A 15,833-nucleotide genomic window follows, 5' to 3' on the forward strand; every position below is an offset into this window, starting at 1 on the left:
CCCGACCGAAAGCCGTCCGATCGCGAAGGCTCCTACGGCCAGCGCACCGAGGGCCACCGCTCCAACCGCGAGAGCCCCGATTGCGGTTCGCCCGACAGCGGCTTCGTGTAGCGTAACGGAAGTCCGTGAATCGGTCGGTAGCTTACTGATCATCGCTGCAGGCCTTTCCTCGAAGCAGACCCTCGGTGCCGTGCCAAATTTTTGGAACAGTAACATGACTGCCTGACCAAGGTCGGCCTGTCCTTATTCCTGCGGCATCTTTGATGATTCCTCGCCGAGGAGGGGCCGAACGGAAGCGCGGGTGGCAACACCTCGACCGTCGCGCAACCATCTGCGCGGCAGCTGCATCGTCCGTCTTCCTTGGTGCTCTTCGAGCCTCGCCGCTGCCTTCGATCCTGACGGGGGACGCGTGTCACTGAGAGCCGGCAGCGTCTCCCTCCGATGGCCTCCACGATCACGATGCCTCTGGTGCGGGGGCTGTCGGCCCCGGCCGGCGCAGCCTCACGATCGTCTCCCGCAACCAGCGCTGGCTCGGCACGGCATCGTTGGATGCGTGCCAGATCATCGAGATCGAGACGTCCGGCAGCGTGATCGGCGCCGGACTTACGGTCAGGCCCATGCTGTCGGCGAAGAAGCGCGCCAGCCGCGCGTGCATCGTGGCGATGACGGGGGCCTGCCGCACGACGAACGGCATCACCGAGAAGCGCGGCGAGGTCAGGGCGATGACGCGCTTGCGGCCGATCTTGGCCAGCGCGTCGTCCACGACGCCGTGGGCGCTCTCCACGAGGCTGGTCAGCAGGTGGGGCAGCCGCACGTAGTCGTCGAGCGAGATCGGCGCCGTCACCCCGACGAGGTCGGCGTTGAAGATGCAGAGGTAGCTCTCCTTGTTGAGGATGCGCCGCTTGTGGTGCGTCTGGCCCTGTTCGAACACGCCGATGCCGAGATCGACACGGCCGGTATCGAGATCGTCGAGGATCCGGTGCCGATCGACCGTGTGCAGCAAAAGCTTCACACCCGGTGCCACCGCCTGCAGATGCGCGATGAGGGTCGGCATCAAGAGCACCTCGGTCGAGTCCGGGATGCCGAGGGTGAACGTGATGTCGGCTGTCGCCGGATCGAAGGCGTCCGGTGGCGCCGTGATCTCCTGGATCTGAGACAGCGCCGCCTGCACCGGCGCGATCAGCGCCAGCGCCCGCGGCGTCGGCCGCATGCCGTCGGGTCCCCGCGTCAGCAGCTCATCCGAGAAGGTGGTGCGCAGCCGCGCCAGGGCATGGCTCATCGCCGATTGGCTGATGCCGATCCGCCCCGCCGCGCGGGTCACGCTCCGTTCGGTCAGCAGTGCATCGAGGGCGACCAGCAGATTGAGGTCGAGACGAGCAAGATGCACGTGATCGATGCGCATTATGAAATCGATCCATTTGATTCATAGCCTACGACCCAGCACATACAGTCTCACAAGGCGACGGGGAGCCCGCCGCCGAGAAAAAAGAGGCTGATCACGATGTCCAAGACCCTTGTTTCGCTCACCGCCGCCGCCCTGGCTCTCACCGCCCTCGCGACGGCATCCGCCCGCGCCGACGAGACCGGCATCGCCCACAACGTCAAGACGGTCGGCGCACTGACCCTCGAGACCCGGGGGCTCGCCACCAGCGATCTCTCGGTCCACCGCCAGGGCGGCTTCGCCCTCCCCGGCTCGGTCCAGTGGATCGTCACCCCCGCCACGGACGTGAGGACCCGGCAGGCCGCCTTCTGAGCCGGCCCGATGGGACGCACGGATGTGCCACACGATCCTCCGGCGCCTGACGGCGCCGGAGTCATTTCCGGGGAGTGCGAAGCGATCCTCCCGGCCGAGGCCGCGTCAGGTCAGGAACTCTGAGACCGAGACGACGATCACAGCGCGGTGTCCGCGGCCTTGAACCGGGCGAACCGCAGGGCCAGCATCGGCAGCACGGCGAGGTTGAGCACCGTCGAGGTCGCGAGGCCGCCGAGGATCACGAGCGCCATCGGCCCCTCAATCTCGCGGCCGGGCTCGCCCGCACCGAGCGCCAGCGGCAGCAGTCCGAGGCCGGTGACGAGGGACGTCATCAGGATCGGCACCAGGCGGTCGGCCGCCCCCTCAATCGCAGCACCCTCGTTCCACGCGCGGCCCTCCACCAGCACCATGTGCTCGTAATGCGCGATCATCATGATGGTGTTGCGCAGCGAGATGCCGAACAGCGTCACGAAGCCGACGATCGAGCCGAGCGAGATCACCGCGCCGCTCGCGGCCACCGCCAGCACGCCGCCGACGAAGGCGAAGGGCAGGTTGACGAGGACGAGGGCGAGATTGGTCAGCGAACCCGTCACGACGAGGAGCAGCAGCACGATCCCGAGACCGGCGAGCCCTGTGTAGAGCGCGAGTTCGCGCCGCGCCTTCGCCTGCGTCTCGGCGGCGCCGCCGAAGCCGATGTCGATCCCTGAGGGCTGCGCGACCTCGCGGGCGATCTTGCGTTTCGCGGCCTCGGTGAACGAGGCGACGTCGCGCCCTTCCACATTCGCGGTCACGACCCGCACCCGCTGCGCGCCGACATGGCCGACGGCGTAGCGGCCGGCGGTCTCGTAAACGTCCGCCACCTGGGCGAGGCGGATGTAGCTGCCGCTCGGCGTGCGCAGGGGCAGGTTGCCGAGCGTCGAGAGGCGGGTGCGCACGGCCGGTTCGAGCACGACGACGACGTTGAACACGGCGTTGCCCTCGTAAGCCTGACCGACGATGTCGCCCTGATAGGCCGTGCGCACGATCTCCAGCACTTCGATCGCGTCGAGTCCCCAGTGGCGCAGGTCGGTCGGCCGCAGGCTGACATTGACCTGCGGCAGGCCCGGCGGCGACTTGAGTTGGACGTCGGCCGCGCCGCGCACCTCGGCGAGTTCGCGCGCCACGTCGCGGGCGGTGGCCTCGATCCGGTCGAGATTCGTGCCGGTGATGCTGACGACGACCGGCGCCGTGAATCCTGAGACGACCTCCTCGATGCGCTCGGTCAGGAAGGTCTTGAGCGAGAAGCTCGCTCCGGGCGTGGCCGCCATCAGCGCGCGGATGCCGGCCTCCGCCCGCTCCTGCCCTGCGCCGTCGAGACCCGGCTCGAGATCGATATGGATCTCGCTGTCATGCGTGCCGCCCAGATCGTAGCCGGCCTCGGCGCGCCCGACCTGCTGGGCCACCGCGCGCACGCCGGGCACCGCCTTCAGCCCGGCGGTGAGGCGCTCGCCGAGCCGCAGCGTCTCCTGCAGGGAGGTGCCGGGCGCGGAGGCCATGTGCAGGATGAGGTGCCCTTCCTTGAGGTCCGGCAGGAACACGCCGCCGAAGAACGGCACCGGCAGGGCCGCCGCGAGGATCAGGGCAAAACTCCCGATCAGGACCAGACGGGGGTGGCGGTTGAGCCGAGCGAGCCCGCGGGCGTAGGTGCCGCGCACGTGGCGGCTCACCGGCGGCTCGCGGACCGGCAGGTTCGTACGCCCGGCAAGGAGCAGGCGGGCCAGCGCGGGCGTCACCGTCAGCGCCACGGCGAGCGAGGTCAGTACGGCGAGGATGTAGGCCAGCGCCAGCGGCGCGAACAGCCGGCCGGGCACCCCGGTCAGCGCCAGCACCGGGAGGAACACGAGCAGCACCGCGAAGGTGGCGTAGGCGACCGAGACGCGCACCTCGAGGATCGCGTCGAGCACCACCTGTGCCCCGGATCGGGGAACGGCGGCGCATCGGTTCTCGCGCAGGCGGCGCATCACGTTCTCGACGCCGATCACCGCGTCGTCCACGACTTCGCCGATGGCGATGGCGAGCCCGCCGAGCGTCATCGTATTGAGGCTCTGGCCGAATGCGCCGAGCATCAGCACCGCGCCGATCAGCGAGAGCGGGATCGCCGAGGCGCTGATCAGCGCCGTCCGCCAGTCGGCCAGGAAGATGAACAGCACGACGACGACGAGAAGGCCGCCGAGCGCGAGCGCCTGGACCACGTTGTCGGTGGCCTGCGTCACGAAGTTTGCCGGACGGAACAGGTCGGCGCGCAGGGTGATGCCGTCGCGCTCCAGTCCGGGGCGCATCTCGGCGAGCGCCGCCTCGACCCCTGCCGTCACGTCGAGGGTGTTGGCGCCGTACTGGGCGCCGACCATCAGCAGCACGCCGGGCTGGCCGTCGACCAGGGCCGCGCTGATCGCCGGCTCCGGCCCGGCCACGACATCGGCGACGTCGCCGAGCACCACGCTCGCGCCGCCCTCGTTGATGAGCACGGTGCGCGCCACCGCCTCCGGGGTCAGCGATTGCCCCTCCGTCTGCAGGGTGATGCGCTGGTTGATCGTGTCGACGAACCCCGCCCCGCGCACGCCCGTCGCCTTGCGCCCGGCCGCGAGCACGTCGTTCAGGCCGATGCGGAAGCGGACCAGATCCTGCGGCCGGACCTGGATGCGGATCGAGCGCAGGTCGCCGCCATAGACCAGCACCTCGCCGACGCCGGGAGTCGCGAGCAGGCGAAGACGCAGGCGCCAGTCGGCGACCGTGCGCAGGTCCATCAGCGACCGCGTCGGCGAGCTCAGGCCGACGAGAAGCACCGAGCTAGTCGATGAGGTCAGCGCGGTCATGGTGGGCGGCAGCACGCCCTGCGGCAGCCGCGCCGTCACCGAGGCTAGCCGCTCGTTCACGAGCTGGCGTGCCCGGTAGATGTCGCTGCCGGAGGCGAAGGTCGCGGTGATGACCGACAGGCCCTGGATCGAGTTCGAGCGCATCGTGGCCAGCCCCGGCAGGCCGCCGATCGCGACCTCCAGCGCCTGGGTCACCAGCACCTCGACCTGTTCCGGGTTCAGGCCCGGCGCCTCGGTCTGCACCGTCACCGTGGGCGGAGCGAATTCCGGGAAGACGTCGTACTTGGCCGAACCGAGGGCGACGACGCCGTAGACGGCGAGCGCCAGGACCAGCGCCAGGACGATGCCGGGCCGTCGCACCGCGAAGGCGACCAGGGCGGATTGCAGGCCCGACGGGGCCGGGCCCGGAGGTGTCGCCGGCGCGTCGTCTCGCACCGGCCGGCGTGCGGGCGGATGGTCGAGCATTCAGTCGTCGTCCGCGTCGGAGGCCTGGATCTGACCTCTCAGCTCCTCGGAGAGAACGGCCTGCGGTCCGGTCACGACGATCTCCGCCTCGGGGCCGAGATCGTCCACGACATAGGCGTCGGCCGAGATCGGTGCGTCCGGCTTGAGCGGATGGCGGGCGAACGCGTCGTCGCCGACGCTGCGGTAGATCCAGGCGCTCCCCTGCCAATGCACCACCGCGCTCTCGGGCACGGCAATGCCGCTCGTCTCGCGCTCCGAGGTCAGGAAGGCGAGCGTGCTCATGCCGGGCAGAAGCCCACTGTCGCCGGCCACGGTGTAGAAGTAGCTGACGCCCTGAATGCGCTGGTCGGTCCGGGTCGCGGGAGAGATGTAGCGCAGGGCGACGCGCTCGCTCTGCGGGGGCACTTCGGCGTGGGCGATCGCCGGCGGTGCCTTCAGCGTCTCGCCGGGCGGCAGCGTCACCTGCACCAGGAAGTCGGTGCGCTCGATCAGCCGGGTGATGACGGGCGAGCGCTCGATGATGGCGCGGCCGATCACGGTGCCCCATTCCTGTTGCGCGGTGGCCGCCAGCGTCCGGACCTGGGACTGCGCCGCCGCGAGTGCCGCCTCGTCGGTGCGGAAGGTGCCTTCGGCCGTCTCGAGCTGGACCTGCGTCGCGTACTGGCCCAGGCTGCGCGCCCGGATATAGGCCGCCCGCGAGACCTCCGCCTTCGCCTCGGCCGTCTGCAGCTGCGCCTTGGCGCTGGCATAGCTGTTGGTGAGTTCCGTGACCCGGGCGAGGTCGAGAACCGAACCGAACGCCTGCACCTCGATGCGGTGAGCCTTCCGCTGGTGCCGCGCCGTCTCGATGCCGATCCGCTCCTGTTCCTCGTCGCTCAGCCGGACGACGGCTCGTCCGCCCTCGACGGCGATCCGGACCGGGGGACGGTTCCCGGCCGGCGGTTGGTGTGCCGCGGGCCTCATCGCGCTGGACAGTCGATCGTGCAGGTCGGAGAAGACCGGACCGGCGTTGACGCGCAGGCCGGATCCGGCTTCCGTCAGGGCGAGCACGCCGAGCCCGACCAAGCCCAGCGCCAGCCCCACGGGCAGAACGACCCGCCGCCGCATCTCATCCTCTCCGCACCCCTCGCGTTCTTCGCGCGATTTGCCACTTTTGCCCGGTTTTGATTGCGTGGTCTACCTGGATCTCGCGAGCCGGTCCGCTTCGTGTGGATGTTGGACCGCATGTCCACGGGATCGAGCTCGATCCCGCACGCGGCGGGGATGAAGGCGAAAGGCGAAAGGCGAAACGCCGGCCTGGATCGGGAACGGCCGGCCCGCGCCGGCGGATACGTCCCTATCGCCTCGGCACATGCATCACACCATGACCCGCTTCCGCCCGATCGCCCTTCTCGCCGTCCTCCTGTTCGCCGTCGTCGCGATCGCGGCCATCGTGCTGCGCACCACCAGCGACGGGCCCAGTACGGCTCGGGATACGGCCGGTCTTCGGACCAGCGCACCCTGCGATCAGCCGAAGCCCGGAGCGGCGTCCCGCTCCCCCGATTGTCCGCAGGCAGCCCCGCCCAGTGCCCGTGCACCGTAACGGTGAGGCTCACGCCTTCCGCCCGCGAATGTCGGCCCGCAACACTGGACAGGGGCGGGCAACCCGCCGATGAAAGGGCGCCTTGTCCCAGCGAGTCCTTGAGCCGTGCGCGTCGTGAAGAAGTTTCTGAAGAAGGCGAAACTGCAGGCCCTGACGACGCGGCGGGCGCCGTCCTCGATCGTCCGCACGCCGCTGCCGGGCTTCGATCCGATCTACTATCTCTACTGGTACCCGGACGTGCGCGCGTTTCCGCAGGGTCCGCTGGTCCACTATATTCATTATGGCTGGCGGGAAGGGCGCGATCCGAGCGCCGGGTTCAGCACCGAGGGCTATCTGAGGGCTAATCCGGACGTGCGCGAGAGCGGCTGCAACCCGCTCGTTCATTTCGTCGAGTGCGGCCTCTCAGAGGGACGGCGGGGATGGAGCAAGAATCCGGACGCGCCCCCGCCGAAGCCGCATCCGCTGGATTATCAATCGGGCAAGCTCCTGCCGCCGCCGGCCCGTGCCGCGCAGGGCTGAGACCGGCCAAAGCAGTCCGTGCGATCCGGGCTTTGCTGAAACGAGCCGCCAAATCGCTCTGTTGACGACGGCCCTCGGCTATGGCTGTAGGCCTCTTCGTGTTGCGAGGGGTTCGATTCCGTCATGTCCGAAGGCGATACGCTGGCCAAGGCCCTTGCCGATGTCCGGCAGCGGATGGCCGATCTCCAGAGCCAGTACGAGCGCGTCTCCGCCGAATTGACCAAGCTCCGGGTGGCGGAGAAGTCGCTCGCGGCGATCGTGGAAGGCGCGCCCCTCGAGGATGCCTTGGGCGCTGCGAGCGCGACCGCCCAGACGTTTTCGGCCGAGATGCGCTCCGGACGCGGCGGGCGCGGCAGCCGCGGGCCGCGGGCCAACTCGGCCAAGGGGCGGCTCAAGGCCCTTCTGGAGGGTGCCGGACCGCAGGGCCTGTCTCATGCCGAAATCGCGCGGCGCCTGCCCGACGTCGCGCCCAACACGCTCAACACCTATCTCAGCGTCATGGCCAACAGCGGCGAGGCTCTGCGCCGCGGCGATTTCTACGCGGCCGGAACGGCCCATCCCGCCTCCGACGAGACGTCGGACGAAGCGGTCGACCCGCAGGAGCCGGCCGACGGGGACGAGGAGTCCGACGCGGCCGAGTGAGGCGGGCGCCCGCGATCCGGCTCACTCGGGAAGCGCGAACACCACGAGCGCGTCGCCGGTGCCGAAGCCGGACGCCCTGGTGAAGGAAGCGCCGCCCGCGGCCACGGCGACGTATTGGCGGCCGTCGACCGTGTAGGTGACCGGCGGCCCGCCGATCCCTGCTCCGCACTGGAAGCGCCACAGTATCTCGCCGGTCCGGGCGTCGTGGGCATCGAGATGCCCGTCCTCCTCGCCCGAGAAGACGAGGCCGCCCGCGGTGGCGAGCGTCCCGCCGGAGAGCCGGCTTCCCGCCTTGCGCGACCACGCCACGGCACCGCCATGGCCGAGATCGACCGCCGTCAGCGTGGAGTAGGCCGGCTCGCCCTTCGCCTCGCCGGTCTCGGTGTAGCGGATCTCGCCGCGTCCCCCGGCGGCTGGCGCCGTCTTCACCGTATAGGTCGCCGCTCCGTGCCGCACCTGGGCGAAGGCGAGGCCGCTTCCCGCATCGTAGGCAACCGGATGCCAGGACACCGCGCCGAGGGGGCCCGGGCTGACCACCGTGCCCTCCGGGCTTGGCGGCACGAACAGGTTCTTGTGCGTGATGAGGGGGGCGGATTTGCCGAGGAGGCGCCCGTCGGCGCGGTCGTGGACATAGATCCAGCCGAGCTTGCTCGCCTGCGCCACCGCCTTCACCGGGCCGTTCGCGGTCGGATAGTCGAGCAGGAAGGGCGGGCTCGCTACGTCGTAGCCCCACTCCTCGTGCGGCACCTGCTGGAAGTGCCAGCGGAGCTGCCCGGTCTTCACGTCGAGGGCGACGAGGCTCATCGTGTAGAGGTTGTCGCCGGGGCGCGTCAGGCCGAAATTCTGCGGCGCGGGGTTACCGGTGCCGAGATAGATCAGGCCGAGAGCGGCATCGTAGGCCGGCGTCATCCAGAGCGAGCCGCCGCCGACCTTCCAGGCCTCCCTGTGCTTCGGCGCGGCAGCCTTCTCCGCTGCGATATCGCGGTTGAGCGGAATCCCGTCCGGGGTCGTCTCGGCGAACGCGCCCTCCCAGCCATCGGCCTTGGTGACGTACCAGCGCCAGCGCTCCTCGCCGGTCCTCGCGTCGTAGGCGGCGAGCCAGCCGCGCCGGCCGTAGCCGCCCTCGATCCCGACCACCGCGCCGCCGTCGAGACCGCCCCGCTCGTCCTCGACATGCAGGCCGTAGCCGGCGCCCGTCACCCCGACGATGACGAGGCCTTCGGCCACCAGCGGCGGCATCTTGAAGCCGAGACGGCTCGACCCCTGGACCGGCTTGTCGCCTAAGGTTGCGGCGAGGGCCGAGGCGGTCTCGGTCTCGCCCTCCTCCGGGCGCACCGCCTCGCGGTCCCATGCGAGCTGGCCGGTCTTCGCATCGAGCGCGATCACACGCCCGTCCATCGTGGCCTCGTAGACGAGGCCTCCGGACACGGCGACGCCTCGGTTCGAGGGCGGTCCGAAGATCTTCTCAGTGCGTGCCTTGTGGGTGTAGGTCCACAAGACCCGGCCGGACTTCGCCTCCAGCGCCGCCACGTGGTTGCCGGTGGTCGAGACGTACATCACGCCCTCCACCACCACCGGCTCGGCCTGGAAGTAGCCGGTTACGCCGGTCTGGAAGATCCAGGCCGGGCGCAGGCGAGCGACATTGCCGCGGTCGATCTGGGCCAGCGGCGAGTGGTGGGTGTTGGTGGCGTCCCGCCCGAAGGCCGGCCAGTCACCGGAGGAGCGGGCGGCCTCTTGGGCCGACGCACCCGCCCTCGGCAGGAGCGCCGGCACGAGAAGCAGCAGCGCGGCGGCGAAGCTTATTCCGCCCCGGCCGATGCGCGCAGACGTGAGCTGGGCAGGCGTCGTCGCGTAGCGTGTCACTCTGATCCCCCCGTTCATCGCATCTCGGTCACGACGATGCGACGGTTCCGTCGAACGAACGCGAACATATTGTTCGCACGACTTTTTTGGAGCCATCCCGCGTTTGCGGGGTTGTTCGGGCACACGGACCGTCGGTGCATTCGATTGGATGCCCGTCCGACGGTCACCTTACTCGGACGAGAGGACTTGATGCGAACTTTAATCCTGGCCGCGACGCTGGCTTTCGCTGCGCCCGCCTTCGCCCAGACCGCCGCGCCGACGGCGCCGCGGCCGGGCGCGCCCGTTACCGGAGGCCAGAACAACACCGGGGCCGACACCAACGCCACGATTCCCCGCGGCAGCACCGGGGCTGACACGGTGCAGACCGACTCGGCGGCGGGCGGCAACGCCAACCAGCCCTCCCGCGCGGTGCCGCAGGGAAGCGGCGGCGGCGGGAGCGGCAGCTCCGGCGGCAACTGATCCTCGAAGACATGACGGAACCGGCCCGCGCCGGTTCCGGCTCAGCCCCGTGGGGCCATCCGCAGTTCGAACTGCGCGCCCTTTCCGGGCTTCAGGATCAGCGTACCGTCGAGCTGACGGGCGAGGTTGCCGACGACGCGCATGCCCAGGCTCGCTCTGGCTTTCAGGGGATCGAAGCCCGGCGGCAGGCCGATTCCGTCGTCGCAGACCGAGACGGTGAGCCCGCCATCCTCCCGCATCATCGCCCCGACGCGGATCTCGCCCTGGCCGTCGGGATAGGCGTACTTGATCGCGTTGGTCACGAGTTCGTTGACGAACAGCCCGAGCGGGATCGCGAGATCGGCCGGCATCGTCACGGCCGCCGCGCGGCAGCGCAGGGCGTGGGCGCCCGCACTCTCGGTCAGTTTTTCGCAGAGAGCTTCGAGGAAGCCGGCGACGTCGATCTGCGTCAGGTCCGGCTGGCGCCAGAGCTGGTCGTGGACCTGCGCCACGGCCTCGACGCGGGCGCGCGCATCGGCCAGCGCGCTCCTCACGTCCTCGTTCTCGGTACCGCGGGCCTGGAGTGCGAGCAGGCCCGCCACCACGGCGAGGCTGTTCTTGACCCGGTGGCTCATCTCGCGGCTCAACAGGTCCTGCCGCTCGAGGGCGACCTTGAGCTGCGCCTCGGAGCGCTGACGTTCGATGGCGCTGCCGAGGAGATTGGCGAATCCCTGCATGAAGGCGATGTCGGCGGGGCCGAACACGCCCTCGCGGGTGTCGTCCACCTCCAGCACGCCGTAATGGCCGTCCCGATTGGTGATGAGGACGTTCACCGCGCGGCGGATGCCGTGACTCGCCATCAGTTCCGGGGTCCGGAATCGGGTCTCGTTCTCCAGATGGTTCGAGATGACCGGCTGTCCGGTCTTCAGGGCGTAGCCCGCCGGCGAGGCGAGGTCGGCGCCGACGATCGCCCGGCCGACGCAATCCGGCTCCCAGCCGACGCCCGCGCAGACAAGGAGCACGTCCTGCCTCGGCTGATACTCGAGCGCCTTGCAGAACTGCGCCTGCATCCCTTCCGCGCAGAGCTCGGTCGCCCGTTGCAGCAGCGGAAGAAGTTCGGTGGCGCGCAGGGCCTCGACGCCGAAATCGGAGAGAATCGCCTGCTGGCGCAGCCGAAGGTCGAGGGCCGCCGGCGAAAGCTCGGTCATAGGATCGTCTCAGCGTTCCCAAAAGGCCGGTCTCGCGCGTGCGATGCGCCGGGCAGACGCGCGATGGCAGACGACGGTGTCGGCAATATGGGAAGGTTGGGTGCGCAACGCAGAATGGAAAGGCCCGGCGCTGCCGAACCCTTCCATGCAAGCCATTGATCGAGAGGGTTCGGCCGGCGGGGCGCGGCCCGCGCGCGGGCCGGCCTTTCGCTCGATCAGGGCTTGGCGTTGATCAGCTTCTCGGCCCGGGCCACGGCCTCCTCGCAGCCCTTGGCGTCGCCCTTGCCGTCGGCGGTGCGGGCTTCCTCCAGCGCGACACGCGCCTGTTGGGCCTGATCGCCGCCCTTGCCGGCTTCCGCCGACTTCTCCGGTGGCGCCTCGCGCTGGTCGGTCTGGCCGCCGGTACCTGTCTGCCCCTCGCCCTCGCGATGGGCGGCGACGGTCTTGCTGCCGGTCGAAGCCGCGATCGACTCAGACGCCTCGGACTTCGCGCGGCCGTCGAGTTTGGCGATCTTGTCGGCGCAGGGCGAGGCAAGCGCCGGCCCCGCCAGCAGGATGCCGGTCAGCGACAGGCCGAAGGTCAGACGGGCGGTAAGCGTCATGAAACGTCGATCCTCGTACAACACTGATGCCTGAGAAAGTCGCGAGGCACCCGCAGAGTTGCCGCGGATTTTTCCTCTCCCCTCTGCGGGGCAGGATGCCCGCGCAGCGGGCGAGAGAGGGGCGGGCCAAGCTTGCCGGGGAGGCATCGCTCCCCTCACCCGTCCCCCTCCGGAGCCGCCCTCCCCCCGGCGAGGGGGGAGAGCGTCGATGGTGGACTTCAGCTGCTGAGCTGTTCGCGCAGCGGCAGTTCGCGCACCCGGCGGCCGGTGGCGGCGAAGACCGCGTTGGCGATCGCCGGCGCGACCGGGGGCACGCCCGGCTCGCCGACGCCGCCGAGCGGGGCGTTGTAGTCGTTCGAGGGCACGAGATGGACCCGCACCACCTTCGGGGCGGCGTCGATGCGGATGACCTCGTAGCCGTCGTAGTTCGCCTGCTCGGCCCGGCCGTTCTTGAAGGTGATCTTCGAGGTGAGCGCGAGGCCCATCCCCATGACCACCGCGCCCTCCATCTGCGAGCGGACGCGCTCCGGGTTCACCTGCGGCCCGCAATCGACGGCGATGTCGATGGCGTGAACCTTCACCTGACCCTTGTCATCGACCTCAACCTCGGCCGCGACCGCGGTGTAGGTGACGAAGCTGTAGTGGCCGGCGATGCCGAGGCCCCGGCCCTTCTCCAGCTTGCGGCCCCACTTGGCGCCGTCGGCCACCGTCTCGATGACGCGGCGCAGGCGGCCGGTATCGACGGGGTAGCGCTTGGGATCCTCGCCGTAGTTCCAGACGTCACCGATCTCGGTCGGGTCGATCTTCCGGGCCGGGCCGATGAGTTCGAGCAGGTAGTCCTTCGGGTCGCGGCCCGCGGCATGCGCGAGTTCGGCCACGAAGGACTGGATCGCGAAGGCGTGCGGGATGTTCGAGACCGAGCGGAACCAGCCGATCCGGGTATGGGCGGAGGCTTCCGGGTTCTCGAAGCGCAGGTTCTTCAGGGCGAGCGGGTTGTTGACGAGGCCCATGCCGAGCTCGAACGGCAGTTCGTGCTTCGGGTCGGGCGCGAAGATCGAGCCGATCGTCGGCGCCACCGAGCGGTGGAGCCACGCCACCGGCATGCCCTTGTCGTCGACGCCCGCCTCGATCCGTTCCACCGAGATGGTGTGGTAGTAGCTGTGCTGGATGTCGTCCTCGCGGGTCCAGACCAGCTTTACCGGCTGGCCGTCCACGGCCTGCGAGCAGAGCGCCGCCTCGACCACGTAGTCGGGCTTCGACTTGCGGCCGAAGCCGCCGCCGAGCAGCGTCACGTTCACCCGCACCTTGTCGGCGGGCAGGTTGAGGCGCTTCATCACCCGGTCATGGGCGGCCTGCGGACCCTGGGTGCAGGCCCAGGCCTCGCAGACGCCGTCCTTGATCCGCGCGACCGCGGCCGGGGGCTCCATCGGCGCCTGGGCGAGGTGGGGCACGAAGTACTCCGCCTCGAACTTCGACTTGGCGGTCTTCATCGCCGCATCGACGTCGCCGGCCACGCGCACGACCTTGCCGGGGGCTCGCGCCGCCTTCTCCAGCTCCTTGCGGAAGGCATCGGTGTCGTAGGAGGCGTTCGGGCCGTCGTCCCAGGTGATCTTGAGAGCCTCGCGGCCCTTCATCGCCGCCCAGGTGTTCTTGGCGATCACCGCGACGCCGCCGAGCGGCATGAACTCGGACGGGATCTCCCCGCCCTCGATCTTGACGATCTTGACCACGCCCGGGACCTTCTTGGCCTCGGTGTCGTCGAAGGAGACGACCTTGCCGCCGTAGACGGCCGGGCGCGCGACCACGGCGTAGAGCATCCCGTCGAGCTTCACGTCGAGGGCGTAGATCGCCTTGCCCGTCGTGATGTCGTGGTTGTCGATGAGGCCGATCTTGCCCTTGCCGATGTAGCGGAAGGCTTCCGGCTTCTTGAGCTGCACGCTCTCGCGGGCCGGAACCGGCAGGCTGGCTGCCGCCTCGGCCACGTCGCCGTAGCCCAGCGTGCGGCCGGACTTGGCGTGGGTCAGGACGTGGTTCTCGGCCTTCACCTCGGAGGCCGGGACCCCCCACTGCTTGGCGGCGGCCTGGATCAGCATCAGCCGCGCGGCGGCGCCCGCATGGCGGAAATGCTGGAAGAAGTGGCGCAGCGAGCGCGAGCCGTCGGTGTCCTGGTTGCCGAAATGGGTCTCCTCACCCCAGGCCTGGACCACCTTCACCTTCGACCAATCGGCCTCCAGCTCGTCGGCGACGGTGAAGGCGATCGAGGTGCGAACGCCCTGGCCCATCTCGGAGCGGTGGTTGGTGACGGTGACGGTGCCGTCCTTGGCGATCGCGACGAAGATCTTGGGATCGTCGCGCCAGCCGTTCGGCATGCCGTCGGCGCCGAACTTCTTCGCCTTCTGCTCCTCGGTCTGGCCCTCGTCGGCCTTGGCGCGGTCCGAGAGCGAGAGGGCGAGCACCAGGGCGCCCATGCCGCCGAGGACGCCGCGGCGGCTGAAATTGTCGATCCGGACCGGACCAGCGGAGTCCTTGGCGGCGGCGAGTTCGGCCATCAGCTTGGCTTCGTGAATCACAGGCGGTCTCCCTTGCTGGCGGGCGCCTGGCCGGCAGCCTGATGGATCGCGGCGCGGATGCGTGGATAGGTGCCGCAGCGGCAGATGTTGCCGCTCATGTTCTCGTCGATCTGCTGATCGGTCGGCTTCGGGCTGTCCTTGAGGAGGGACGCCGCCTGCATGATCTGGCCGGTCTGGCAGTAGCCGCACTGGGCGACGTTCAGGTCGCGCCACGCCACCTGAACCGGGTGGTTGCCGTCGGGGGAGAGCCCCTCGATCGTCGTGATCTCCTGGCCTTCCGCCGCGGAGACGGGGGTGATGCAGGCGCGTGCGGCGGTGCCGCCGAGATGGACCGTGCAGGCGCCGCACTGGGCGATCCCGCAACCGAACTTGGTGCCGGTGAGGCCGAGTTCGTCGCGCAGATACCAGAGCAACGGCATCTCGGGATCGCCGTCGAAGCTGCGCTCGGCTCCGTTGACCGTGAGTTTTATCATCGCTGCCATCTGCCGTTTCAGATTGGAGGGCGCGCGAGCGGAGAGACCCCGCCCGGCCGCCGGTTCGATCTGCCGTTCCCCAGGGATGCCGTACCGGACGCGATCCGAAGCCCGACGGGCGGGTGGATCGCTGCCGTGGCGGCCGGTTTACGGGCGGATGCCGTCCGGCTCTTGGTTCATGCTCGTGGTCGGTCGCGAGGGCGGCGAAGCCGCGGCGCCGCAACGATGCGGAGGCCGCGGAACGGCCTCGACTGCATTTCTTGTTTGGAATTAATCAGAACCGGGAGGCTATGGCAATCGCGCGACTCGGTCGTGTCCGAGGCTTTGGCGTCCCGGAGAAGGGGTCGCGCGCGGTGCGGCCCAAACCTCGAAAACCGTCTGTGCGGTGCCGCACACCGGCCTTGCAGCATATGCTGCACGGCCCGCTCGCCTCCCGTCCTACCGTCCGCGGCGGTCGTGGTCGGCCTTCATGGCATCGGGCAGGGCCGCGTACCACGCGGCATAGGGCGTGTTGGCGATCATGCGCCGGTTTTGATCGGGTGCGCCGTCCGTCCACCAGACCGGCCCACGCTCACCGAGTCCGTGCTTGGCGGCATCCACCGCGGCCCGGGCACGGACGAGCGCCGCCGCCTCGCCGGATCGCTTGGCGGCGCGCACCGCGCGGCGGGCATCCATCAGGTCGCGGACCAAGCGGTCGCGCTGCATCGGTTCGAGATCGGGCCGATGCCGGCGCCACAGCCGGCCGTGCACGACGATGTAGCGCCCGTCCGGCGTTTCCAGCACCCGCATCGCCGCTCCTCCGCGCTGATCCTCGGAAGCGTCCTCACGAGACTCCTCCGCTGCCAGATTTTCTGACACGCGATCGG

The 15,833-nt window shown here is 69.8% G+C and carries 13 protein-coding genes; 4 read left to right on the forward strand and 9 right to left on the reverse strand.

Translation table 11 applies throughout. The features are described from left to right. Positions 1–454: 454 nt before the first annotated feature. On the reverse strand, positions 455–1,402 hold the full coding sequence (locus MPPM_RS24530) for a LysR family transcriptional regulator (protein ID WP_096487305.1): 948 nt from the start codon (positions 1,400–1,402) through the stop codon (positions 455–457). 99 nt (positions 1,403–1,501) lie between these two features. Here MPPM_RS24530 and MPPM_RS24535 point away from each other — a divergent pair, with 99 nt between their 5' ends. Continuing rightward, positions 1,502–1,753, forward strand: a complete 252-nt coding sequence (locus tag MPPM_RS24535; RefSeq protein ID WP_017483591.1) for a hypothetical protein — start codon at positions 1,502–1,504, stop codon at positions 1,751–1,753. 137 nt (positions 1,754–1,890) lie between these two features. Here MPPM_RS24535 and MPPM_RS24540 read toward each other — a convergent pair whose 3' ends face one another. Continuing rightward, positions 1,891–5,070 carry an efflux RND transporter permease subunit gene (locus MPPM_RS24540; RefSeq protein WP_096487306.1) on the reverse strand — a complete coding sequence of 1,060 codons (3,180 nt, stop codon included), beginning with the start codon at positions 5,068–5,070 and terminating at the stop codon, positions 1,891–1,893. Continuing rightward, the gene (locus MPPM_RS24545) at positions 5,071–6,177 is read right to left on the reverse strand and encodes an efflux RND transporter periplasmic adaptor subunit (protein ID WP_096487307.1); all 1,107 of its coding nucleotides are present in this window, start codon (positions 6,175–6,177) and stop codon (positions 5,071–5,073) included. 580 nt (positions 6,178–6,757) lie between these two features. Between MPPM_RS24545 and MPPM_RS24555 the strand changes: the two genes are divergently transcribed. Continuing rightward, positions 6,758–7,171, forward strand: a complete 414-nt coding sequence (locus tag MPPM_RS24555; protein ID WP_096487308.1) for a hypothetical protein — start codon at positions 6,758–6,760, stop codon at positions 7,169–7,171. Positions 7,172–7,294: 123 nt separating this feature from the next. Then, complete coding sequence (locus MPPM_RS24560) at positions 7,295–7,813, forward strand: hypothetical protein (protein ID WP_096487309.1); 519 nt, start codon at positions 7,295–7,297, stop codon at positions 7,811–7,813. Positions 7,814–7,834: 21 nt separating this feature from the next. Here the strand turns inward: MPPM_RS24560 and MPPM_RS24565 are convergent, their stop codons facing one another. After that, complete coding sequence (locus MPPM_RS24565; RefSeq protein WP_432419834.1) at positions 7,835–9,676, reverse strand: pyrroloquinoline quinone-dependent dehydrogenase; 1,842 nt, start codon at positions 9,674–9,676, stop codon at positions 7,835–7,837. 189 nt (positions 9,677–9,865) lie between these two features. On the opposite strand from MPPM_RS24565, the gene MPPM_RS24570 reads away from it, so the two are divergent. After that, the gene (locus tag MPPM_RS24570; protein WP_096487310.1) at positions 9,866–10,135 is read left to right on the forward strand and encodes a hypothetical protein; all 270 of its coding nucleotides are present in this window, start codon (positions 9,866–9,868) and stop codon (positions 10,133–10,135) included. A gap of 41 nt (positions 10,136–10,176) precedes the next feature. Here MPPM_RS24570 and MPPM_RS24575 read toward each other — a convergent pair whose 3' ends face one another. The 5 genes from MPPM_RS24575 to MPPM_RS24595 all read right to left on the reverse strand — a co-directional run bounded on the left by MPPM_RS24575 (position 10,177) and on the right by MPPM_RS24595 (position 15,756). Beyond that, positions 10,177–11,322, reverse strand: coding sequence for a sensor histidine kinase (locus tag MPPM_RS24575; protein ID WP_096487311.1), 1,146 nt, complete (start codon positions 11,320–11,322; stop codon positions 10,177–10,179). Between the two features lie 215 nt (positions 11,323–11,537). Beyond that, complete coding sequence (locus tag MPPM_RS24580) at positions 11,538–11,924, reverse strand: hypothetical protein (RefSeq protein WP_096487312.1); 387 nt, start codon at positions 11,922–11,924, stop codon at positions 11,538–11,540. 218 nt (positions 11,925–12,142) lie between these two features. Then, positions 12,143–14,494, reverse strand: a complete 2,352-nt coding sequence (locus MPPM_RS24585) for a xanthine dehydrogenase family protein molybdopterin-binding subunit (RefSeq protein WP_096487313.1) — start codon at positions 14,492–14,494, stop codon at positions 12,143–12,145. Continuing rightward, positions 14,491–14,967, reverse strand: a complete 477-nt coding sequence (locus MPPM_RS24590; protein WP_096488020.1) for a (2Fe-2S)-binding protein — start codon at positions 14,965–14,967, stop codon at positions 14,491–14,493. Before MPPM_RS24590 ends, MPPM_RS24585 begins: the two co-directional genes overlap by 4 nt. A 438-nt stretch (positions 14,968–15,405) precedes the next feature. Further along, positions 15,406–15,756, reverse strand: coding sequence for a hypothetical protein (locus tag MPPM_RS24595; RefSeq protein ID WP_096487314.1), 351 nt, complete (start codon positions 15,754–15,756; stop codon positions 15,406–15,408). Between the last annotated feature and the right edge of the window lie 77 nt (positions 15,757–15,833).

Origin of the sequence: Methylorubrum populi (assembly GCF_002355515.1) — a bacterium.
Lineage (GTDB): Bacteria > Pseudomonadota > Alphaproteobacteria > Rhizobiales > Beijerinckiaceae > Methylobacterium > Methylobacterium populi_A.